27 protein-coding genes are annotated in these 20,989 nt (G+C 41.2%); 17 read left to right on the top strand and 10 right to left on the bottom strand.

Features of this window, described 5'->3' with window-relative positions; genetic code table 11:
- Positions 1–13 precede the first annotated feature (13 nt).
- From CJ263_RS11920 to CJ263_RS11845, 17 genes are all read left to right on the top strand, one after another.
- Entirely contained in the window at positions 14–1,009 is a 996-nt protein-coding gene (locus CJ263_RS11920) for a 2-hydroxyacid dehydrogenase (RefSeq protein ID WP_094997479.1), read from the top strand.
- 57 nt (positions 1,010–1,066) lie between these two features.
- Positions 1,067–1,897 carry a universal stress protein gene (locus tag CJ263_RS11915; RefSeq protein ID WP_094997478.1) on the top strand — a complete coding sequence of 277 codons (831 nt, stop codon included), beginning with the start codon at positions 1,067–1,069 and terminating at the stop codon, positions 1,895–1,897.
- A 20-nt stretch (positions 1,898–1,917) separates the two neighbouring features.
- The gene (locus CJ263_RS11910) at positions 1,918–2,472 is read left to right on the top strand and encodes a potassium channel family protein (protein WP_094997477.1); all 555 of its coding nucleotides are present in this window, start codon (positions 1,918–1,920) and stop codon (positions 2,470–2,472) included.
- On the top strand, positions 2,465–3,304 hold the full coding sequence (locus CJ263_RS11905) for an ATP cone domain-containing protein (RefSeq protein WP_094997476.1): 840 nt from the start codon (positions 2,465–2,467) through the stop codon (positions 3,302–3,304). Before CJ263_RS11910 ends, CJ263_RS11905 begins: the two co-directional genes overlap by 8 nt.
- Before the next feature lie 36 nt (positions 3,305–3,340).
- Positions 3,341–3,595 carry a hypothetical protein gene (locus CJ263_RS11900; protein WP_094997475.1) on the top strand — a complete coding sequence of 85 codons (255 nt, stop codon included), beginning with the start codon at positions 3,341–3,343 and terminating at the stop codon, positions 3,593–3,595.
- A 13-nt stretch (positions 3,596–3,608) separates the two neighbouring features.
- Positions 3,609–4,991: an MBL fold metallo-hydrolase RNA specificity domain-containing protein gene (locus CJ263_RS11895; protein WP_094997474.1), complete on the top strand. Its 1,383-nt coding sequence runs from the start codon at positions 3,609–3,611 to the stop codon at positions 4,989–4,991.
- A gap of 5 nt (positions 4,992–4,996) precedes the next feature.
- On the top strand, positions 4,997–5,395 hold the full coding sequence (locus CJ263_RS11890; RefSeq protein WP_094997473.1) for a DUF6010 family protein: 399 nt from the start codon (positions 4,997–4,999) through the stop codon (positions 5,393–5,395).
- Positions 5,395–6,909, top strand: a complete 1,515-nt coding sequence (locus CJ263_RS11885; protein WP_229702446.1) for a thymidine phosphorylase family protein — start codon at positions 5,395–5,397, stop codon at positions 6,907–6,909. Before CJ263_RS11890 ends, CJ263_RS11885 begins: the two co-directional genes overlap by 1 nt.
- Before the next feature lie 12 nt (positions 6,910–6,921).
- Positions 6,922–7,815 (top strand): ribose-phosphate pyrophosphokinase, encoded by an 894-nt coding sequence (locus CJ263_RS11880; protein ID WP_094997472.1) that lies wholly within the window; start codon positions 6,922–6,924, stop codon positions 7,813–7,815.
- Positions 7,812–8,462, top strand: a complete 651-nt coding sequence (locus CJ263_RS11875; RefSeq protein ID WP_094997471.1) for a hypothetical protein — start codon at positions 7,812–7,814, stop codon at positions 8,460–8,462. Before CJ263_RS11880 ends, CJ263_RS11875 begins: the two co-directional genes overlap by 4 nt.
- A gap of 6 nt (positions 8,463–8,468) precedes the next feature.
- The gene (locus tag CJ263_RS11870) at positions 8,469–8,762 is read left to right on the top strand and encodes a phosphoribosylpyrophosphate synthetase (protein WP_094997470.1); all 294 of its coding nucleotides are present in this window, start codon (positions 8,469–8,471) and stop codon (positions 8,760–8,762) included.
- A 65-nt stretch (positions 8,763–8,827) separates the two neighbouring features.
- On the top strand, positions 8,828–10,930 hold the full coding sequence (locus CJ263_RS11865) for a copper-translocating P-type ATPase (RefSeq protein WP_094999228.1): 2,103 nt from the start codon (positions 8,828–8,830) through the stop codon (positions 10,928–10,930).
- Entirely contained in the window at positions 10,930–11,466 is a 537-nt protein-coding gene (locus tag CJ263_RS21355; protein WP_262494250.1) for an MFS transporter, read from the top strand. Before CJ263_RS11865 ends, CJ263_RS21355 begins: the two co-directional genes overlap by 1 nt.
- Positions 11,454–12,188, top strand: a complete 735-nt coding sequence (locus tag CJ263_RS21350) for an MFS transporter (protein ID WP_262494249.1) — start codon at positions 11,454–11,456, stop codon at positions 12,186–12,188. Before CJ263_RS21355 ends, CJ263_RS21350 begins: the two co-directional genes overlap by 13 nt.
- 2 nt (positions 12,189–12,190) lie before the next feature.
- A complete protein-coding gene (locus tag CJ263_RS11855; RefSeq protein WP_094997469.1) occupies positions 12,191–13,384 on the top strand; it encodes a phospholipase D-like domain-containing protein in 1,194 nt (397 codons plus the stop codon).
- A 178-nt stretch (positions 13,385–13,562) separates the two neighbouring features.
- Positions 13,563–14,015: a pyridoxamine 5'-phosphate oxidase family protein gene (locus CJ263_RS11850; protein ID WP_094997468.1), complete on the top strand. Its 453-nt coding sequence runs from the start codon at positions 13,563–13,565 to the stop codon at positions 14,013–14,015.
- A 199-nt stretch (positions 14,016–14,214) separates the two neighbouring features.
- Complete coding sequence (locus tag CJ263_RS11845) at positions 14,215–14,721, top strand: hypothetical protein (RefSeq protein WP_094997467.1); 507 nt, start codon at positions 14,215–14,217, stop codon at positions 14,719–14,721.
- 25 nt (positions 14,722–14,746) lie between these two features.
- Here the strand turns inward: CJ263_RS11845 and CJ263_RS11840 are convergent, their stop codons facing one another.
- The 10 genes from CJ263_RS11840 to merTP all read right to left on the bottom strand — a co-directional run bounded on the left by CJ263_RS11840 (position 14,747) and on the right by merTP (position 20,988).
- Positions 14,747–15,565 carry an NHL repeat-containing protein gene (locus tag CJ263_RS11840; protein WP_094997466.1) on the bottom strand — a complete coding sequence of 273 codons (819 nt, stop codon included), beginning with the start codon at positions 15,563–15,565 and terminating at the stop codon, positions 14,747–14,749.
- Positions 15,555–15,896, bottom strand: a complete 342-nt coding sequence (locus CJ263_RS11835) for a hypothetical protein (protein WP_158657140.1) — start codon at positions 15,894–15,896, stop codon at positions 15,555–15,557. The genes CJ263_RS11840 and CJ263_RS11835 overlap by 11 nt, the downstream gene beginning before the upstream one ends.
- A gap of 5 nt (positions 15,897–15,901) precedes the next feature.
- Positions 15,902–16,390 carry a heavy-metal-associated domain-containing protein gene (locus tag CJ263_RS11830; protein WP_094999227.1) on the bottom strand — a complete coding sequence of 163 codons (489 nt, stop codon included), beginning with the start codon at positions 16,388–16,390 and terminating at the stop codon, positions 15,902–15,904.
- A 25-nt stretch (positions 16,391–16,415) separates the two neighbouring features.
- Positions 16,416–17,285, bottom strand: coding sequence for a hypothetical protein (locus CJ263_RS11825; protein ID WP_229702444.1), 870 nt, complete (start codon positions 17,283–17,285; stop codon positions 16,416–16,418).
- Positions 17,286–17,303: 18 nt separating this feature from the next.
- Positions 17,304–17,573, bottom strand: a complete 270-nt coding sequence (locus tag CJ263_RS11820) for a thioredoxin family protein (protein ID WP_094997464.1) — start codon at positions 17,571–17,573, stop codon at positions 17,304–17,306.
- Between the two features lie 158 nt (positions 17,574–17,731).
- Positions 17,732–18,094, bottom strand: a complete 363-nt coding sequence (locus CJ263_RS11815; RefSeq protein WP_094997463.1) for a metal-sensitive transcriptional regulator — start codon at positions 18,092–18,094, stop codon at positions 17,732–17,734.
- Between the two features lie 66 nt (positions 18,095–18,160).
- The gene (locus CJ263_RS21260; RefSeq protein ID WP_094997462.1) at positions 18,161–18,376 is read right to left on the bottom strand and encodes a GDCCVxC domain-containing (seleno)protein; all 216 of its coding nucleotides are present in this window, start codon (positions 18,374–18,376) and stop codon (positions 18,161–18,163) included.
- A 1-nt stretch (position 18,377) separates the two neighbouring features.
- Positions 18,378–19,001 (bottom strand): class I SAM-dependent methyltransferase, encoded by a 624-nt coding sequence (locus tag CJ263_RS11805; protein WP_094997461.1) that lies wholly within the window; start codon positions 18,999–19,001, stop codon positions 18,378–18,380.
- A 16-nt stretch (positions 19,002–19,017) separates the two neighbouring features.
- Positions 19,018–20,364 (bottom strand): dihydrolipoyl dehydrogenase family protein, encoded by a 1,347-nt coding sequence (locus CJ263_RS11800; protein ID WP_094997460.1) that lies wholly within the window; start codon positions 20,362–20,364, stop codon positions 19,018–19,020.
- Entirely contained in the window at positions 20,365–20,988 is a 624-nt protein-coding gene (gene merTP / locus CJ263_RS11795) for a mercuric transport protein MerTP (protein WP_094997459.1), read from the bottom strand.
- Position 20,989: the final 1 nt, after the last annotated feature.

Raw genomic sequence — 20,989 nt, 5'->3', positions numbered from 1 at the left:
TTAACTACACAGAATGAAGACAACTGTATTTAGCACCCATAAATTCGAAGAATCGTATTTGACATCCGCCAATGACGGCAAACATGAATTGAGGCTATTAGAGGAACGACTGTCCGAGCATACCGTTCCCTTGGCAAAAGGCTCGGAGGCCATAAGCTTATTTACAGGCGATGATGCATCCGCCAACATACTAGAAAAACTAGGTGCGTTCGAAGTCAAATACATAGCTCTTCGTTCGGCAGGCTACAACCATGTGGATATGGAAAAGGCGAATGAAATGAACATCAAGGTGGCTCGTGTTCCTGCATATTCTCCTTACGCAATAGCAGAACACACGGTCGCACTAATATTGGCTTTGAACAGAAAATTGATAAGGGCTCATAGTAGGGTACGTGAACAGAATTTCTCGTTGAACGGACTCACAGGGTTTGACCTGAATGGAAAGATCGTCGGTGTAATGGGCACAGGGAAAATTGGGGCCGTACTCATTAAAATACTTCACGGCTTTGGCTGCAAAATTTTGGCCTATGATGTCAACAAGGATGAAGACCTAGTAGAGAAATTTGGTGCCCGCTATACCGACTGCAAAACGTTATGCAGCGAAGCGGACATTATAAGCCTTCACGTTCCCCTCACATCAGAAACAAGGCATATCATAAATGCCGAGCAAATTGGGGTCATGAAAAAAGGTGTTATGCTCATCAATACGAGCAGGGGCGGCCTGGTAGATACCAAAGCGGTCATTGAAGGTTTAAAAACAGAAAAAGTCGGATATTTTGGGATGGATGTTTATGAAGAAGAGGAAGGATTGTTTTTTGAAGATCATTCCGATGAGATACTTCAGGATGACGTAATTGCGCGTTTGATGACCTTCAAGAATGTTCTAATAACGAGCCATCAGGCATTCTTGACCGATACCGCATTGACGAACATTGCGGACACTACCGTATATAATCTGGATTGTTTTGAAAAACAAATCGAATCGGGAAACGAAGTCTCCAATGAATAAAGGACAGGCTCCAATTGTAAGCTTTGAAATACATATAAACCTAAAAACAATAGCACTATGAAAAATATATTAGTACCCACTGATTTCTCCGAAAATTGTAACAAAGCCGCCGATTTGGGCGTTGAAATGGCCAAATTATATAATGCGGAAATTCATTTCTTTCACTTGATACATACTCCCGTAGACTGGGTCAAACTCGACAAGCTAAAGGAAAAAAGATATCCTAAGACCTTGAAGGAAATCGGATCGGCCAAATCTGCATTGCGGGAATTGGAAAAAAAAGCGGAGAAGGAAAACCTAAAGTGTCGCACCTTCTTGGAGTACCAGATTGAGACCACCAATATTTTAAAACATTCCGGTCATTTCCACCATGATTTTATTATCACGGGGAGTAGCGGCACCAAAGGCACAGCGCGGGAACTGTTTGGCAGCAATGTGGAAAAAATTGTACGGAAATCAGATGTCCCCGTAATCGTGGTTAAAGAGGACGAAGTTTCCTTTCCTTTTAAAAACATTGTATTTGTTTCTGATTTTATGGAGGATGTGAGTGGTGCTTTCGAACATGTAATCTCAATCGCAAAAAAATGTAATGCACATATTCGTTTGTTGCGCATCAACACCCAAACGGATACCAATAGCATCGCGGCAGGATTAAATCCGATTAAGAGATTCTTGGAAAAGTTTCCCGATTTGAAAAATTATTCCATGTACGTCAATAACGAACCCTCTGTGGAAACGGGTATAAACACGTTCCTAAGACACGAACCTGCGGATCTGATTGCTTTGTCCACCCATGGTAGTACAGGCTTTTTGAGCCTGTTTTCCAAGAGCATCGCCGAGGGTGTGGCCAATCATTCGGCACTTCCGGTAATGACGATCAAAATTTAAAAAAAAGCATAGATAGTACGATGTCGAATAACTTAAATCAAATACGAGAAAAGCCCTTTTACAAGTTATTGTTGGGAAGAACGGTATTGCCCCTCGTTACCATTTTGGGTATCGGCATCTTGTATGTTGTTTTAATGTCAATGGTCGATCATAAATCTTTGCCATTCCACATTATAATTGCAACGGCGGCCTTGGGTAAGACCATCGTGATTACGATGACTACCTTGAAGCGATTGTCTAAATTGATAAAAATCTGTCATTCATTGGAGCGATTGCTTTGGGTTTTTGGGCTGATAATCGTCATAAGCATATTCTCCTTTGCAACCGATTATGCCTGCCTTTTTCAATTCAGCCATACCACATTTGAAGGAGTTCCCGATTATTCAAATTCGTACTTGTATAATTTGTACCACTTTTTCTACTTCAGTGTGATTACTTTTTCAACGGTAGGCTACGGCGATATTGTTCCAACTTCCGATGAAGCCCGGTTCGTTGTCATGCTCGAAATATTCTTAAGTTTTTTCCTAATCGTATTTGCTTTGACCAATATTAAAAAAATACACATCAATGGATAAGATACATATCATAAAGGCAAGTGGGGAGAAAGCTCCTTTTGAAATAGGTAAAGTAAGGCATTCATTAGAACGGGCCGGTGCCGATAAATTGTTGGTCGAAGAGATAGTTCAAGAAATTGATAAGGCAATTTACGAGGGAATGACCACCAAAAAGATATATCAAATGGCGTTTAAAATATTAAGGAGAAAATCTAGAGTAAGTGCCTCTCGATATAAGCTCAAGAAAGCCCTTATGGAACTCGGGCCTTCGGGTTATCCCTTTGAAAAATTTGTTGGGGCCCTATTGATTCAAGAAGATTTTGAAACAAAAATCGGGGTAATCGTTAAAGGCAATTGTGTACAGCATGAAGTGGATGTGATAGCTGAAAAAGACAACAAGCATTATATGATTGAATGTAAATACCATAGTGATCAGGGCCGGTTTTGCAATGTGAAAATCCCGCTCTATATCCATTCAAGATTTTTGGATGTGGAAAAACAATGGGGAAAACAGCAAGGCCATAAAACCAAGTTTCATCAAGGAGGAGTTTATACTAATACACGTTTTACCACCGATGCCATACAATATGGTACCTGTGTTGGGCTGATGCTTACAAGTTGGGATTACCCGAAAGGGAACGGTCTGAAAGAACGGATAGACAAATCCGGCCTTCATCCCTTAACCTCTTTAACAACATTGACAAAGGCCGAGAAATCCAAATTATTGGATAAAGGCATTGTGCTCTGCAAGGATATTAACGAAAACCCATCACTATTGGAGCAAATAGGTATCGCCAAGCAACGACAAAAAAAAATTCTCGAAGATTCGGAAGAATTATGCACAGCACATTAAACCAATAAACATTAATTAATCCTAAAAAGAAAACAGATGAAAACAGAAGCATTGCAAAAACAGAATAACATCGAACTGGAGCCATTTTACCAAGCAATGGAAGATGATCCTAGCTTACTTGAAGAAGCCTTTGAAACATTACTGGAGATGGTAAACTCCGAGCCCAAATCCGTAAAGAAACTAGCCCTTCTTATCAAAGAGGAGTTTCACGATCTCTATTCAGAAATAGCGGAGTTATGCCAACCGGACCAAGATAAAGGGAACACATCTTCCTGTTGTGGAGGGCACTAAACGGGTACTATAAATGAAAAACAACAAAATAAACATTCACTTTTTAGGAGCTGCCGGAACCGTTACTGGTTCAAAATATCTCTTGGATACCGGCGAACGCAAAATCTTGATTGATTGTGGTCTTTTTCAAGGGCTAAAAGAACTACGTCTAAAAAACTGGATGTATCCACCCGTTGAAGTCTCGGAAATTGACGCGGTCTTGCTCACGCACGGGCATATGGACCATACAGGCTATCTGCCCAGATTGGTCAAACAGGGTTTTAAAGGCCCCATTTATGGAACGTACCCCACATTGGACATTGCCAAAATCATTTTGAACGATAGTGCCAAGATTCAAGAACAGGAAGCCGAACGTGCCAATAAGGAAGGCTATTCCAAACATAGTCCCGCCGAACCACTTTATGACTTAAAGGATGTTGAAAAAACCGTTCCCTTTTTCAAGGGAGTACCGCCCGGCCAAAGGCTGCCCTTGATGAAAAACATAAAAGCTAGATTTCAGTACAACGGCCATATCCTTGGTGCTACCTACATTGAATTGGATGTTCTCGGAAAACGTTTTGTTTTTTCAGGGGATATCGGCAGAACCAATGATTTATTGCTATATCCACCTCTAAAACCAAAAAAGGCAGATGTTCTTTTTATAGAATCGACCTATGGCGGCAGGTTTCATCCCGAAGAAGCAGAAGCACTTCCCGAAATTGAAAAATTGGTCAACAAAACCATTGAAAGGGGCGGAAGCCTTTTCATACCAAGTTTTTCCGTAGAACGTGCCCAATTGATGATGCTGATATTTTGGAGGTTGTTAAAACAAAATAAAATCCCCAAAGTACAGATGATTATGGACAGCCCGATGGGGGCCAACGTACTGGAACTGTTCCATCGAACTAGAGACTGGCATAGGTTGGAAGATGCTGAGTGTGACGAAATGTGTTCACATTTTATGGTAGTAAGCAGTTATCGTGAAACTATGGAATTGCGAAGCGATGATACACCTAAAATCGTCATCGCCGGAAGCGGAATGCTCACGGGAGGTAGAATGCTTAATTACTTGGAAACTCAAGCGCAAAACCCAAAAAACACCTTGCTTTTTGTTGGGTATCAAGCAGAAGGTACTCGGGGACGGAAATTGTTGGAAGGCGACAGAGAATTGAGAGTGTACGGAAAAACAGTATCCTTTCAAATGGAGGTGGCAGAAATAGAAGGTCTTTCGGCACATGCCAACCATACCGAACTATTGGATTGGCTAAGCAATGTCGAACAGAAACCGGAAAGGATCTTTATTGTTCATGGAGAGCAGGAAAGTGCAGAAGCATTGCAAAAAGGCATCAGGGAAACCTATGATTGGGATTCCGAGATTCCTCAGCTATACAATATTGAAGAAATAATACTTAATTAACTAATATGGTCGAACTAATCATTGGGGTACTATTAGGAATTTCCATTGTATTACTTGCAATAAAAACGGGCTTTGATAAGGACAGCAGTTTCTATCCTGTATTATTGATTGCTATTGCTTTCTACTATGTTCTTTTCGCTTTTCAAGCTAACAATACTTACGAAATTATATTCGAAACAAGCATTGCTTTGCTATTCTCGGCAATAGCAATATTAGGACATCATAGAAACCTAAAAATAGTAGGTATCGCAATGATATTACATGGGATCTATGACCTATTTCAAGGTAATATTGTGTTCTCTACAAACCCACCTCAATGGTGGCCACTTTTCTGTTTGGGAGTTGATGTAACTCTCGGTATTTGGCTTCTTTGGACTTCATCGAAACATTTAAAAACCAAATAATGAAAAATAGTATGGAAGAAAAATCAAGTACTTTAAAATATAAACACTTGGGCATTTATACACAGAATGAGCATGTGGTCTATATGCGGGAAGATTGCCATGTCTGTGTTTCCGAAGGTTTTGAAGCATTGACCAGAATCCGGGTATCCAATTTCAATACTTCCATCGTTGCCAGTCTTAATGTAATAACGTCTGATGTGCTGCTAGTCGGAGAGATAGGGTTATCCGAAGCGGCGGCGAAAAAATTAAAAGTGTCCGGAAATGAAACACTAAGGGTGTCGCACTTGGAACCTATAGATTCCTTAAGCCATGTAAGGGCCAAAATCTACAATCAAAAACTAGTTTATACGGCCTTCGAAGAAATCATTACGGATATCGTTGAAGGAGATTACTCCAACATTCATCTTTCGGCTTTTATTACGGCCTGTGCCGGAAATAGATTGGATGTCAATGAAATCTCGGACCTCACAAAAGCCATGATCGCTTCTGGAAAACAATTGGATTGGAACAAAAAAATCGTAGTCGATAAACATTGTATCGGCGGTTTGCCAGGCAACAGAACAACGCCCATCGTTGTGGCCATTGTTGCCGCCTACGGGCTTACCATGCCCAAAACATCATCGAGAGCTATCACTTCCCCGGCAGGAACAGCCGATACCATGGAGGTATTGACCAATGTTACCCTTTCTTTGGAAGAAATCAAAGCTGTTGTTGAAAAAGAAGGCGGATGTTTTGTTTGGGGGGGTACCGCGCAATTAAGTCCGGCAGATGATATGCTCATCAAAATTGAAAAAGCCTTGGATATTGATAGCGAAGGGCAGTTGATTGCATCGGTTCTTTCCAAAAAAGCGGCAGCAGGTTCTACCCATGTGGTCATTGATATTCCTGTCGGCGAAACGGCCAAGGTTCGTACCGATTACGCTGCCATGAAGCTTAAGGAACATCTCGAAGTCGTGGGCAAAGCTGTTGGCCTTGATACAAGAGTAGTTATTACAGATGGTACACAGCCTGTCGGCAGAGGTATTGGTCCAGCCCTTGAAGCAATGGACCTCCTTAGTGTACTCAAGAACGAAGTTGATGCTCCGAAAGACCTAAGAGAAAGGGCAGTTCTATTAGCGGGCGAGCTATTAGAGCTTTCTGGCGAAATCGAATCGGGAAATGGAAAGCAAACCGCCAGAGGGCTATTGGAATCAGGTAAGGCATACAACAAATTTCTCGCTATCTGTAAAGCCCAAGGTAATTTTAAACAACCTCTCCTAAAACCTTATAAATTCGAAATAAAAGCCAAAAAAACAGGTGTTTTACGGCGTATTGACAATAGAAAGATTGCAAAACTCGCCAAACTGTCAGGTGCGCCCCAATCAAAATCTGCCGGTATTTTACTGAACGTTCATTTGAACGATGAAATAGAAAAAGGCCAGTTGCTCTATACGCTCTTTGCAGAATCGCAAGGCGAGTTGAACTATGCCTTGGAATATTATGAGAGCCATGACGATATTATAACAATAGAATAAAAAAAAGAACAAATGAAAACTATATTATTCAGTCTTCCGGGAAACCAAGAACTCACGGAATTGTTAGCGGAGAAAATGAAAGCGGAAATCGGGGAATGCACCATACGCAAATTTCCTGACGGGGAATCCTACACGCGTATCCTTTCCGATGTGAAAGACAAATGTGTGGTCATGGTCTGCACCTTGCACGAACCCGATGAAAAACTATTGCCATTGTATTTTTTAAGCCACACCGCAAAATCTTTGGGCGCTATGTGCACTTGCTTGGTGGCTCCCTATTTGGCCTATATGCGACAGGACAAGGTCTTTGATGAAGGGGAAGGCGTCACCTCTAGCTTTTTCGGGAAATTGATTTCAGGTTTTGCCGATAGCATCACGACCATTGACCCCCATTTGCATAGAATACATATGTTGGGCGAGGTATACAATATTCCGAAAAGGGTCATTCATGCAGCGGACGAAATCTCCAAATACATCAAGAAGAACATTCATAATCCGGTACTTATCGGGCCCGATTCCGAAAGTGAGCAATGGGTTTCCGATGTGGCAAAAAAAGCGGGAGTACCCTTCACGGTGTTACAAAAGGTCCGCCATGGCGACCGTGATGTTGAAGTTTCTGTTCCCGATGTAGATAAATATAAGGAAGCGACGCCAGTTTTAGTAGACGACATCATTTCTACGGCCCGGACCATGATAGAAACTACGGAACATTTGAAAAGTACGGGAATGAAACCTGCAATATGCATTGGTATTCATGCCGTATTTTCAGGAAATGCCTATCAAGATTTGTGGGACGCTTATGTGGAGGACATCATTACCTGCAACACGATTCCACATCAGTCGAATAAAATTGATTTGAGCGATGTGATCGCCAAGGAAGTAAAAGAGTTGATGCACCACATATGAAAATAGGATTACACTTAATAGTATTCGTTTTTATGATTTTTTCCGCATACCCACAAGATAAAATGCTAATCGGACAATTGTCCGATAGAAGGGTGGTACGGGAAAATTTTGATAAAAATGGAGACTTTCTGAACAAGCAAACTTTTAAATCCGGAAAGCTAAAAGTAGTCAATGGTTACTATGAAATTATTGTCACAACCGAGCTTTTTGATAAAAAAGGTACCCCGACCGATAAATATACCACCACTTACCGATGCAAACCGGATGAATCCAGTATTTTGGTAATGGCATTTCCGTTTTCAAACCCAAAATCAAAGGAAACCGAAATCAATACAGTGTCCAAAAATTTCAAAGAACTCTATGATCTAGCGAACTTGGAGAATGTTGAACTCGAAATGAGCTTTGATTCGGGATTGTTGAACTTCCTTGGTTCCAACAGTAAGATTAAAATTTATGACCGCGTGTTGGAATCTAACGGAAATGGGAAAATAATCAAATCCAAAATCAATATTAAGGCCTATGCCATTGGTATACGAATTAAACAATTGGACTATGTTGCAAGTGAAAAACTTACAAGTGAGAACTTGTTATCATTCCAGAAATTTACCGAGAAAGACGGCAGCTATTTTACGATGACATACAAATAATAAATGATGAGAAACTATGACACCCTATCAGAGGCAATAAATGATTTACAGATCAGGGGATATACCTATGATTTTAATTTGGCCCCCGACTGTATAAAATGTGCTTCATTGGAATTGGAAATCCATCCCGAAGATTTTGATGTGGATGAAACCCATCGTTTTGAAGGTATGAGCAGTACGGACGATAACAGTGTTCTTTATGCCATTTCATCAAAAGATGGTATAAAGGGGCTTTTGGTAGATGCCTATGGGGTCTATGCTGAAAATATCTCGGAAGCAATGCGAAAAAAATTACGATAACCCTTAAATAGAATACTATGGACAATCACGAAGAGCAAAAGAACAAAAAAATGGACCATTTCAAAATGAATCACGACAAAGATGACCATTCAAAAATGGATCACTCGAAAATGGACCACTCAAAAATGGAAGATCCAAAATCCGACGACCATAGCAAGATGGATCACGGTTCTGGCGACCATTCAGGTCATAATCCAGGTCACGGTCAAATGGGACACGACCATCACAAAATGATGATTGCCGATTTTCGAAAACGGTTTTGGGTAACGCTCGTGCTGACCATTCCCATATTGTTCTTCTCGCCAATGATACAGGAGTTTTTCGGATATGAATTTCTCTTACCAGGAAACCCATATATCCTATTTGCACTTTCCACCGTAGTGTATTTCTATGGTGGCTGGCCATTTTTAAAAGGATTTTGGTCAGAAATAAAGAAGGGTTCACCAGGAATGATGACCCTAATTTCTATGGCTATTAGCGTCGCCTACTTTTATAGTACCGCTACAGTATTCGGTTTACGTGGTGAAGATTTTTTCTGGGAACTTTCAACACTGATCGCAATTATGCTTTTAGGCCATTGGATAGAAATGAAAAGTGTGCTAGGTGCATCAAAAGCCTTACAGTTATTAGTAAGTATGATGCCAGCCGAAGCCCACAGGGTAAAGGGTGATACTATAGAGGATATTCCCTTGGAAGATTTGTTAAAAGACGATGTGATTTTAGTAAAGCCTGGTGAAAAAGTACCTGCTGATGGGATTATAGTAGATGGTTCGAGTTACTTAAATGAATCAATGCTTACAGGGGAATCCAAGCCCGTGAAAAAAGATGAGAACGACAAAGTAATTGGTGGCTCAGTAAACGGCAATAGCACCTTAAAGGTTAAGGTAGAACATACCGGAAAGGACAGTTATCTCAACAAAGTAATCACAATGGTTGAGGAAGCGCAAAAGACCAAATCTAAAATGCAGAACCTTTCTGATAGGGCCGCAAAATGGTTAACCTACATTGCGTTAGCGATTGGCTTTGGGACATTAGCTGTTTGGCTCATTTTAGGCTTCCCTTTTGTATATGCCTTAGAGAGAATGGTAACGGTTATGGTTATCGCTTGCCCACACGCATTAGGACTTGCCATTCCGTTAGTTGTTGCTATATCTACCGCCGTATCTGCCCAAAATGGCTTATTGATAAGGAATCGAACAGCTTTTGAAGAATCCCGAAAAATATCAGCTTTATTGTTTGATAAAACCGGAACATTGACAAAAGGTGATTTTGGTGTCACAAGAGTTGAATCGGTTAAACAAGAATATTCAACAAAAGAAATCTTAAGGCTTTCAAGTGCTTTGGAACAGAGCTCGGAACATCCTATTGCAGTTGGAATTATAAAAAAGGTCAAAGAAGATAATATTACAATCCCGAAGCCAGAAAACTTTAATGCCATTACTGGTAAAGGTGTAGAGGCCAATGTGGAAGGTAAGCAAGTGAAAGTAGTAAGTCCGGGTTATTTAAGGGATGAAAAAATCACTATACCTGAAGATGCCTATAGTGACGCTGCTGAAACTGTTGTTTTTGTATTAATCGATGGACAGCTAGCAGGATACATTGCTCTTGCCGATGAAATAAGACCAGAATCTGCGGAAGCTATCAAAATATTCAAAAAGAATAATATCAAAGTTTTGATGGCCACAGGTGACAATGAAAAAACTGCAAAAGCCGTTAGCGATAAATTAGGTTTGGATGGCTATTATGCCGAGGTACTACCCCATCAAAAAGTGGAAATCGTAAAAGAGTTGGAAAGCAAAGGAGAGTTTGTGGCCATGACGGGCGATGGGGTCAATGACGCACCTGCATTGGCACAAGCCAACGTTGGAATAGCTGTGGGCTCCGGCACCGATGTCGCTGCGGAGACTGCGGACATTATTCTAGTAAACAGTAACCCACAGGATATTGCCAATTTGATTTTGTTCGGCAAGGCCACCTACAACAAGATGATCCAGAACTTGATATGGGCCACCGGCTATAACGTGGTCGCCATCCCATTGGCAGCAGGTGTTTTGTACTCATCAGGCTTTGTACTGGGTCCCGCAGTTGGTGCCGTGTTTATGAGTTTGAGCACCATTATTGTAGCCATTAACGCTCAATTGTTGAAAAGAAAAATTGGGAAAAAGTAATGAATAGAAAGGACAAACTCAACAGGATATTTTTAGTGCTGTTAAGTTTATTTGTGGTAATGCTCGGGTACGGTATTTTACTGCCTACCCTTCCGTATTACACGGAAAGACTGGCTCTAAAAGACAATCTGGATACGGACCTTATCAACTTCCATATAGGAATGTTGACCAGTATTTATCCGTTGTTCCAGCTCTTGTTCGTTATCGTCTGGGGCAAGCTTTCCGATAAATACGGCCGTAAACCTATAATACTATTGGGGCTTGTAGGTTTTGTAGTGATGAACTTGCTAACGGGTCTTGCCACTTCCCTGTCGATGCTCTATATGGCCCGTATCATAGGGGGCATCTTTACGTCAGCGGTCATTCCCGTCAGTAATGCCTATTTAAGTGATATTACCTCAGAAAAGCGAAGGACCAAAATAATGGCCTGGTCCGGGGTCGCTATCAGTTCCGGTGTGATATTTGGCCCTGTTCTGGGGGATTTCTGTCGCAAACGAACCTTCACTATACATACTCTTTTGGAGTGTTCCACCTAGACCGTTTTTCGGTTCCCTTTATTTTGGCCGCTCTTTTGGGCTTTGTGGTATTGCTGATAATCATAAAATGGCTAAAGAATACGGAAGTAAAAAGTCGTATTGCTTCTGAGGTAGTCAAATTCAGTTTTTCCCTTAGTAACTATTTTATCATTTTGTTGCTTTTATCCTTTGTGATGCAGTTCGTGGTTACCCTGTTTGAGACCGTGTTTTCAATTTATGGGAAGGATGAGTTGGCCTTTACAACCAATCAGGTGGGTATTGGTTTTATGCTTTGTGGTTCCGTGATGGCCGTTTTGCAACCCGTATTCGCAACCTATGGCGAAAAAATATTGACCTCTAAACAGCAAATAACATTGGGGTTATTGATATCGGGTGTTTCGTTAATCGTCTTCCCTTTTGTGAGTGGTGAACTATACATTTATGTTACTATAATAATTTTCGCAGCCGGGGGAGCCATGGTGACACCAAACCTGCTTTCGGCAGTTTCTTTGATATCCAAGGAAAACACGGGAAGGAATATATCCATTCAAAGTTCTACTAACAGTATCGGTCAAATTTTGGGTCCGGTATTGGGGACTTGGCTGATTGCCGGAGGGTTTTATTATCCTTTCATCATTGCCGGAGTAACCGTTTTGGTTTCTATGGGATTGGTTTATTTTTTGAAGCAACAAGATAAAGAGGTTAATCAGATCTTATTGGCCGACCAGCATAAAAAAGGGTAGCGATGGATTATAAATGGAAAATTGAAAAACATACTAAAACAGCGTTTCAAAATACTAAAGACAATTCAAAATATGTTGAGTTGGTCCGTTCGGGAGAAGACTATTTTTTAAGGCTGGAAAAGTTAATCGATAAGGCGGAAAAGGAAATCCATTTACAGACCTACATTTTTGAAAACGATGAAACAGGAAACCGTATAGCCTCCTGCTTAAAAAAAGCCGCTCAACGAAAAGTAGAGGTATATGTCTTATTGGATGCCTATGGTAGCGCTGCATTACCCAATAGTTTTGCCCAGGATTTGGTACAGCATGGTATTTTACTTCGCTTTTTTTCGCCATTATTCTCCTTGAACAATTTTTATATCGGTAGGCGGATGCACCATAAAATTGCGGTCGTCGATGAAAAAATAGCACTGATAGGCGGAATCAATATTGCCGATAAATACCGCGGAACCAAGGCTTCTAAACCTTGGTTGGACTATGCCGTTCAGTTGAATTGCCCGGCAGCTAAGAATCTACAAATATTGTGTAGCGATTATTTTTATAAAAGGGGAAGCTCAAAAAAAATACCACCCGTGTTACATTCGGCAGGTAGGGCACTCGTGGGAATTTTACAGAACGACTGGCTGCAGCGAAAAACGGAAGTCTGTGATGCCTACACGAACGCCTTCATTTATGCCAAAGAGGAAATAGTAATCGTGAGCTCGTATTTTTTACCTGGAAACAGATTGGCAAAGGCTTTGAAAAAGACGTGTAAAAGAGGAATAAAAACAACGGTTGTCTTAGCGGGTATTAGCGATGTGCCGTTGGTGCGTAGGGCCACCGAACATTTGTACTCGTCTTTTCTAGACCATCATATGAGAATTTTTGAATGGAATAATTCCGTAGTACACGGTAAAGCTGCGGTGGTTGACAACAAATGGTCTACCATAGGCTCATTTAACCTGAACAGTCTTAGTTGCTATGGCAGTATTGAAATGAACGTAGAAGTTCACTCGGTCAATTTTGCCGAAAGCCTTCGGGCCGACTTTGAAATGGTTATAAGCCAGTGTAGCGAAATTACAAAGGGGAGTCTAAGACAAAGAGCCGGTATATTCAATAAGTTGGGTAATTGGATTTCTTACCAAATGGTACGCACAGCCATGCTTTTTCTAACCTTTCTTCCGCATTTAAGGTTTTTGAAAAATTATAGGTTATAATATGTTGGCAAGTGGTTAAATGGTTTCGCCTCTTTATCTGTCTGTACGGACAAGGCGATAAATCATGAGGCACAACAACTTAAAGTAAGGAAAAATATAATCAGTGGCGGAATGCAAGCTGTAACTACGCTTGGCACGATACATATAAAACGATTAGTAATATTTAAAAACATTAACAATGACAGATTTAACAACGAACGCCATTGAACGCGTACTCCGGAACAATTACCTCGGCCACTTGGCCTATTTATGGCAAGGGAAGCCCTATTTGATTCCTATTACCTACTATTTTGATCTTACCGACAATACGATCATTAGTTATACCTCGGATGGCCATAAAATCGATGCGATGCGAAAAAACAACTCGGTCACCGTACAGGTCGAAGAAATACAATCGATGTTCAATTGGGAATCGGCCATGGTGCACGGCACATTCGAAGAACTTGAGGGCAACATTGCCAAACATAAGTTGCACCTTTTTACCGAAGGCGTGAAGAGCATTATCCGTAGAAAAGAACGGAGAGAGGTTGAGTTTATCAATGAATTTTCGAGCAAATTATACGAAAGGGGAAATCCGATTGTCTATCAGATCAAAATACTTGAGATTTCAGGAAAACGACGGGAAACGTAAAAGCAACATCGCTAATCAGATAGACTTTTTTGGCCTTAACAACCCAACAGGTCTAAATTCCAATGCTAGAATCTTATTTGTATTTTGAAATTATTTAGTGAATGGCCATTTAAAACAACTTGGAACCTATCTAACTATAGTTCTTTAAAATAGATGTACTTAATGTTAGGATAAGATGTAACTTTATATCAATTGAGTAATGCCAAAACAAACAATTTACATATTATCACTTTCCTTGTTGATTATGTGGTCTTGCAAAAAAGACGACCAAAGTTCAGAACAAGTCAACCTTTTGTTTACCGAAAATAATTTAGCAGGAGATTGGAAAAGGATTGCAGAATTTAGAGGACAACCCAATGATTCATTGGGCATATTGGAGCCCTTGGAAGATTTGCTTGCCCAATTCGAAAATTGCCGAAAAGATGATATTCTCAGATATGTTAAGGGTAACGAGCAAGAAGATAACCCCTATTTCTGGGGAATCGGGGCAATTGCTTGTCATAGCCAGATATCAAAAACTTTCACTGAAATTGGCACTTGGTCTCTCGAAGAATCAGGAAAACTGAGCCATGTTAATTCTAATAGAAGTGAATACCATATTGTAATTCAATTAAATGCCCAACAATTACTTGTCAGAATTGAATCGGATAAAAACGAAAATAGCGAGACTACGTTCGAATTTACGGAGTATGAACGCATAAGATAACTTTTATAAAAATATCCAATTGATATTACCTGCCATAAAGGGATATAGAATTGTCCTTGAAATTGGCGATGAAAAGCCTTCCCTTGTCAAAGTGAATATCTGTTGGATAGAAAATGTCTTCCTTTAATATTTGCAGCAACTTTCCTTGATAATCAAAAATTAATATCCGGCTATTTTCTTGGTCGGTGATGGCTAATTCATTAGTGCTCAAAGCAATGCCGGAGGCCACGTTTATTTTTTCATTTAAGCCGATAGTCTTGATGTGGTTTCCATCAAAATCAAAGACCTGAACCCGATGGTTGTACGCATCGGCCACGAATACCTTACCATCCTTTAGTTTTACATCTATTGGATAATACAATTGGCCCTCATTATGGCCTTGCTTTCCAATAGTATAGCTATAATTTGGTGTCTGAACGATGATACGATGGTTATAGAAATCGGCTACCAGAATGGTATCCCCATATACAGAAACACCCGCCGGGGCCTGTGGTCGTTTGTTGATTTTCAACGGACTGGTTTTACCTTTTTTATATTGCCAGATGGTGTCGGTCAAGAATTCGGGTATGTAAAGTGTTTCCTTATCCATATGGATGTTCATCGGCCGTTGTATCCCCGTGATGGAATCCAACACCTTTCCATTCAGATCGATTTTATACAAGCGGAAATAATCCGGATCTGAAAACCAAATGGCCTCCTCGTCCTTGGCCAAAGCCAAGGGGCGGGCTTCTTTGGGAAGTATAATTTTCCGTTCGAACTGCCATTGTTCTTTCGTTCTTTCACAACCGGATGTGAGAAGAACCAAAGCAAAAACCGGAAAAATGAATAGCTTTCTAAAGTTCATGCCAGTAGTTTAAAATCATAAGAGCAAGAATCAGCAACGTAAATATCCAGAGAAACCAAGTGTTGATAATGTGTTTCCTTTTGTCGTTTTGGCAGGATTCCTCTCCACTACATTTTCTTGAATTTTGAAAATTCCTTAAATGAGCGAAACCAAGTGCACCGGCCGAAAAGGTGGTCAGAAAGGGTTGGGCAGGATGTACCCATTCAAAAGTTGAACCCAAGAAACCAAATCCCGCACCGACCGATAGCAGAGCAGGCAAAAAACAGCACATCAAGGGAAGAAGGGCGGCAACCAAGCTGCTTCCCAATACCATTTTGGAAATAGTCTTCATAAAATCTATTCAATTTTGGTTAGTACGATGGACCATTGGCCAGAGAGGTTATCATCTTCCTCATCATGCACCGTTCCGCTTATGCTTGCTGTTCCAACGGTTAATTTTTGTAACAACGCCGTAGGAGTATCCTGCGATACGGAAAATCGTTCATTAGCGGTCTCAATGTACCATTGGCCATCTTCTTTCTCCGCGTTTCCAATTAGGGTCACTTCAGCTTTTTTTGCCGAAAAACCGTTCTTTTTTACCTCTTCCTGAATGCTACGTAATTTAAGTCCGTTCTCGGCAGCCAATCCTACCATATATGCCTTTCCGTCATTGAGGCTGACACGTACTTCCTGAAGCCCATCCATCTTTTTCAGTCCCCGTTCCAGGCCATAGGCGCAAGGGGCGCAATCCATTCCATACACTTCTTGGTCAACTTTGGTAATTTGCCCCGATGCTGTGCCAATTCCGAACAGACCTATCATCATAATTCTAAATATATTTCTCATTTTATACATTTTTAAAATTCTTGCTTTATAACCAGTAGCTTAAGTTTATGGCTAATCGATACCTTTCTTTCACTGCCCAAAGTGTCAAGTCCTGTACGACCGGAAACATCACACCAAAAGATATGCCCCAGGCACCATACAGACCAAGGAATGATGGGCCGACCAAAACTTTTGTACTGCGCAAATCGCTAAGATCCAGTTGTCCGTTAAATTTATTGTTACCTGGGAATTCGGCCAACGATTCTATAAAGATGCGCCAATCCGGTTTTGGGTAATCCCCCATAAAGATATTGGGCCGGTACCCCACAACGGCACTTGCGTAGGGTAGGTCGCCCAATTGTTCGCCTCTTTTCTCAAAATAATATTGGTATCCGCCACCGATCCATCCATACCAAGTGCGCGAGGCATAGCCCGTTGAAATGGCCGCGTGTAACGAGTTGCCCACATTGGCCTGTCCCCTGACATCATCGGTTGGTGCAGAAACGCCCACGATGGCGGTGGACTCAAAACGCTTCCCCACACCAAAAGCATTCGAGAAAAACCGGTACCAAAGGGAAGCCTCAATATCACCGTTGGCGGTCATATTGCTATTGCCCCTTGTCCTTGGTGCATCACCCAACCGTTCTATCATCGTGGGGGTGGTCAGGTTGATCTGCAGGTCTTCCGTAATGCCATAAGAGAACAAGTAGCGCAGCATATATGACGTTTCGGTCTCCGTACCCAGGCTCATCCCGGCCACGTTCAAATCAACCCCGCCTTTGGCAAGGGTCGGGGTCTGTAGCCCATAGAGCGGGCCGTGGCCTTGGGCCATCGCCGTTCCTGATATGGCCAATAACACTATCAATTTAAAATAGCCAATGTTCAGCGATATTTTCGGGAATATTTTGCTAATCATACTTGACCTCTTTTTTAATTATGATTGTCCAATTCCAGCTTCCACCAATTTCGCTTCGGTGATGGCCGAATCCTTACAGCAATCCAAAAGTTCACCGCTCACTACCACAGCGGGAACTTTCTTTATCCCATATTCAGCTATCTTATCAAGACAGGTCTTGTCTTCACATTGCTTGACCAGATCATAGGTCGTTACCTCACATCTACCACAGGCCAGTTCCCTGATCATTTCGACCACCGGATCGCAGACCGGGCAATTGGCCGTAAAAACTTCTACTTGACGTTTCATACTTCTGTTTTTTTTTACTGTTTATATTTCCTTGACTTGTCATTGGATCCAAACAACGAATCAAATGTAGGTCGGTGGGTAGGGTGGTCTCCAAATAAAATTTCAAAAAAAAATGACCCACATCGTGTGGGCCATCAAATCGGTTGTGATTGTGGGGGTCAACCATTTTTGTATGCTTCAAGCTTGGCCTTGAGCACATCGATTTCCTTCATCTTTTCAGTTAGGTTGTCCAATTCCAAATCTGGAAACTGTTTTCTTATAAATTCGATACGGTCTTCATTGCCACAATTTCCGGGGCAGGCCTCGACAGTTTCAGATATTTTTATGGCCAAAGCTTTTCGATAAACTTCGTCCAGTAACAGAAAATGGGCTTTATCCAATCCTTTCTGTGCTGCCTTGAACTGTATTAAAATCTTCTCTGGGTCTGTATCTTCATCGAGCATTTTAATGAGGCCACCAATTTGCCCATTGATACTTTGCAACCTCGTTTTTATGTCCTTGCTTAAATCTCGTGGTATCATCGATTTTAAAATTTTGGCAATATATAATTGTACTGGGGGTGCTCTACAAATTTATCCTGAAATTATTCAACAACAACCAGAGCCTTCTTGTATTGGTGGGCAGGCAACCGTCCCATAAGAGCAAAAGACACAGCAATCGCCTTCCTTTGGTCTTAATATTTGATTGCAGTTTTCGCATTCATAGAAAAACTGACAGGCCGTTGTTGGCATTTCCTCCTCTTTCGTATGTCCACATTCGGGACAGGTAATGGTTGAATTTAAAAGGATTCTCTCGTAGTCCATATTATTTTTTCTGAAACAGGTTATAAATAAAATTTTGCTCTGTTTTAAAAGGGGTTTTATGAATTTTTTCAAAGGATTCCAATAGGGTGAAATCTACTTTAAACAATTCCTTTAGTTTTTCAGGAGAATATTGGGTAATCTCCAATCCACTACATCTTTTTGGCCCGGTGGTCGAAAAAGTTGCCAGTATAAAATATGCTCCCGTCTTAAGGGAACGACCTAGTATGTCAATATACTTTAAGATATCTTCTTCCCGTGTGAAGAAATGAAAAGTAGCCCGGTCGTGCCATAACTCAAAGTCTTGGGTCGGTTCAAAATTCAATATGTCCGAATTTATCCACTGCACCTTTGCGGCTGACTTGCCTAATTTTGATTTGGTACGCTGAAGTGCATTTTCTGAAATATCAAGAATGGACAGGTTGTTATAGTCATTTTTTAACAAATGACTTATAAGGTTTGAGTTTCCCCCGCCAATATCAATAATTGAACTATCTTTAGGTAAGTCAAGGGAAGCTATAATATCCAATGAAGTCGAGGGTTTCCCTTCAAACCAACTTACTTCTTCATCACTTTTTCCGGTATAAACCTCTTCCCAGTGCTTTTTAGTGTATTCATCACTTTTCATAAATTTTGATATTTTGTTAAAGCATATAGGGAATATCCGAGGATAATGTTGGATAAGAAAAAATCATCGTCCTTAAATCGTGGATCCTCATCTTGGTCTTTATCGCTATTGCGAACAAATTAATGGTTTCCTCGGCGTTGGGACCAATTAAATGTGCTCCCAGTATCGTATGATCTTCTTTATTGACAATAGTCTTAAAGGCATATTCCTTAACATTCAACCGCTCTGCGTTGAACCAATTGCCCACCTCGTTATAATTGACCTGATATTCGATTTTTTGTGATTTGGCCTCTGCCTCGGTCAGACCTACGGCTGCTAATGTTGGCAAAGTGAAAACCACGGAGGGCATCGGTGGATAGCTCACTTTTTTCGTGTTCCCCTTGATGATATTCGAAGCTACAATATGTCCTTCCATAACGGCTACAGGTGTCAGGGGCAGTCCTTTTGAATCTGCCGCATCTCCGGCCGCATAAACATTTGGGTTCGATGCGCTTTGAAGATATTCGTTGACGGCAACCCCTTCTTTTGAAAAGGATATTCCGGACTTGTCCAGCTCCAAATCAAAAATTGCAGGCGGGCGACCGGCCGAATTGAAAACGGTTTCCGTTCTAAATGTCATTTCTTTACCGTCGGTAGTTCCTGTAACTGTATAGTGGTTATCTCTCTTTTCGATTTTAGAAACTTCGGTCGCTAGAACCAGTTTTATTCCCAATTCCTTCGTGGCATTTATCAAGTGTACTACAATATCCTGTTCAAAGTTTTCCAAAGGTCGTTTGCCCCTATGTACAATAGTTACATCGGCACCACAACGGGCGGCGATATGTGCAAATTCAAAGGCGATGTAACCTCCACCAATAAAGAGCAGGGATTGGGGCAGCTCCTTTAGATTGAGGAAATCGGTACTCGAAAGTGCCAAGTACCCACCTTCAAAATCCAGTACCCTTGGTTTTGCGCCCGTTGCAATCACAATCTTGTCGGCTTCGATAGTATCTGTTCCCAACTGTAGGGTATTTTTGGACAGAAATTTTGCCGAAGAATGATAGGTGTCTATATCATTATGCCTGTATCCTTTTTCTATTTTGGGCGGCATTGCATCCACAAAGGATTGTTTGAAGGCCATAATATCCCGCCAATTGACATTGGGAACCGTATCGATACCCTTATCCTTTAAGCGTATTGCAAAATCCCTTACTTCTGTCGCACCGATGATTACCTTTTTGGGGTCGCAACCTCTTAGCGCGCATGTTCCACCGTAGGGCAGTTCGTCAGTAATGCCTACCTTAAGGCCTTTGGAAGCACATTTATTGGCAATGGTCATCCCTGCCATCCCGGAACCGATAACAAAAACATCGTACTTTTTCATCTACTCGTTTTCTTTGTTTTCACCATCGATTACTTTATAACCTGTGCTGTTAATGGCTTTTTGGATTACGGTCAAATCGGCTTTGGTTTTATCATATTCCACTACGGTATTTGCACCTTCGTAACTAGCCTTGACCGATAGAATTCCATCCAATTTGTTGACCTCGCTCTCTACATGGGCTTCACACCCTGCACAGGTCATACCCTCAACATTAAAAGTGTGCTTTACAATATTGGATTGCGAGACATAGACCATGTCCTTGCTGGGCTGTGCATAAAACATATTCGAGTAATATGGAAATGCCAGCATCAATCCCGCAAAAACGGTAACTATAAAATGAAAGCTTTGGGATTGCCAAAAGGAGGGTTTTACATCATCCTCACAGGCACAGTCAATTTCCTCCTGCGTTTTTGGTCGTAGTTTCTGATACCAGGCAAAGACCAATACGAAGATAGTGATGCCGATAAGATAAGGTCGAAATGGTTCCACCCAAGAAAAGGTAGATGCGATGCCAGTGGTTCCGGCAATCAATGCCAAAACCGGGGTTATACAACATATTGATGCCGCTATGGCTGTCAATATTCCTGCATAGGCTACCTTGTTCGAGGTTTTTCCTGTTTCCATT

Origin of the sequence: Maribacter cobaltidurans (assembly GCF_002269385.1) — a bacterium.
Taxonomy (GTDB): domain Bacteria; phylum Bacteroidota; class Bacteroidia; order Flavobacteriales; family Flavobacteriaceae; genus Maribacter; species Maribacter cobaltidurans.
The sequence above is the reverse complement of the archived record's forward strand: the minus strand, read 5'-3'. Positions and strand labels throughout refer to the sequence as shown.

Bases quoted from the DNA above. Each gene is read 5' to 3' on its own strand.
- CJ263_RS11835 (WP_158657140.1), bottom strand. From the start codon at position 15,896: ATGAAGACTATTTCCAAAATGGTATTGGGAAGCAGCTTGGTTGCCGCC.
- CJ263_RS11870 (WP_094997470.1), top strand. From the start codon at position 8,469: ATGAGAAACTATGACACCCTATCAGAGGCAATAAATGATTTACAGATC.
- CJ263_RS11820 (WP_094997464.1), bottom strand. From the start codon at position 17,573: ATGAAACGTCAAGTAGAAGTTTTTACGGCCAATTGCCCGGTCTGCGAT.
- CJ263_RS11840 (WP_094997466.1), bottom strand. From the start codon at position 15,565: ATGAACTTTAGAAAGCTATTCATTTTTCCGGTTTTTGCTTTGGTTCTT.
- CJ263_RS11850 (WP_094997468.1), top strand. From the start codon at position 13,563: ATGACAGATTTAACAACGAACGCCATTGAACGCGTACTCCGGAACAAT.
- CJ263_RS11905 (WP_094997476.1), top strand. From the start codon at position 2,465: ATGGATAAGATACATATCATAAAGGCAAGTGGGGAGAAAGCTCCTTTT.
- CJ263_RS11825 (WP_229702444.1), bottom strand. From the start codon at position 17,285: ATGATTAGCAAAATATTCCCGAAAATATCGCTGAACATTGGCTATTTT.
- CJ263_RS21260 (WP_094997462.1), bottom strand. From the start codon at position 18,376: ATGGACTACGAGAGAATCCTTTTAAATTCAACCATTACCTGTCCCGAA.
- CJ263_RS11875 (WP_094997471.1), top strand. From the start codon at position 7,812: ATGAAAATAGGATTACACTTAATAGTATTCGTTTTTATGATTTTTTCC.
- CJ263_RS11805 (WP_094997461.1), bottom strand. From the start codon at position 19,001: ATGAAAAGTGATGAATACACTAAAAAGCACTGGGAAGAGGTTTATACC.
- CJ263_RS11910 (WP_094997477.1), top strand. From the start codon at position 1,918: ATGTCGAATAACTTAAATCAAATACGAGAAAAGCCCTTTTACAAGTTA.
- CJ263_RS11855 (WP_094997469.1), top strand. From the start codon at position 12,191: ATGGATTATAAATGGAAAATTGAAAAACATACTAAAACAGCGTTTCAA.
- CJ263_RS11815 (WP_094997463.1), bottom strand. From the start codon at position 18,094: ATGATACCACGAGATTTAAGCAAGGACATAAAAACGAGGTTGCAAAGT.
- CJ263_RS11880 (WP_094997472.1), top strand. From the start codon at position 6,922: ATGAAAACTATATTATTCAGTCTTCCGGGAAACCAAGAACTCACGGAA.
- CJ263_RS11895 (WP_094997474.1), top strand. From the start codon at position 3,609: ATGAAAAACAACAAAATAAACATTCACTTTTTAGGAGCTGCCGGAACC.
- CJ263_RS11830 (WP_094999227.1), bottom strand. From the start codon at position 16,390: ATGAGAAATATATTTAGAATTATGATGATAGGTCTGTTCGGAATTGGC.
- CJ263_RS11800 (WP_094997460.1), bottom strand. From the start codon at position 20,364: ATGAAAAAGTACGATGTTTTTGTTATCGGTTCCGGGATGGCAGGGATG.
- CJ263_RS11920 (WP_094997479.1), top strand. From the start codon at position 14: ATGAAGACAACTGTATTTAGCACCCATAAATTCGAAGAATCGTATTTG.
- CJ263_RS11885 (WP_229702446.1), top strand. From the start codon at position 5,395: ATGAAAAATAGTATGGAAGAAAAATCAAGTACTTTAAAATATAAACAC.
- merTP (WP_094997459.1), bottom strand. From the start codon at position 20,988: ATGGAAACAGGAAAAACCTCGAACAAGGTAGCCTATGCAGGAATATTG.
- CJ263_RS11900 (WP_094997475.1), top strand. From the start codon at position 3,341: ATGAAAACAGAAGCATTGCAAAAACAGAATAACATCGAACTGGAGCCA.
- CJ263_RS21355 (WP_262494250.1), top strand. From the start codon at position 10,930: ATGAATAGAAAGGACAAACTCAACAGGATATTTTTAGTGCTGTTAAGT.
- CJ263_RS11890 (WP_094997473.1), top strand. From the start codon at position 4,997: ATGGTCGAACTAATCATTGGGGTACTATTAGGAATTTCCATTGTATTA.
- CJ263_RS11865 (WP_094999228.1), top strand. From the start codon at position 8,828: ATGAATCACGACAAAGATGACCATTCAAAAATGGATCACTCGAAAATG.
- CJ263_RS11845 (WP_094997467.1), top strand. From the start codon at position 14,215: ATGCCAAAACAAACAATTTACATATTATCACTTTCCTTGTTGATTATG.
- CJ263_RS11915 (WP_094997478.1), top strand. From the start codon at position 1,067: ATGAAAAATATATTAGTACCCACTGATTTCTCCGAAAATTGTAACAAA.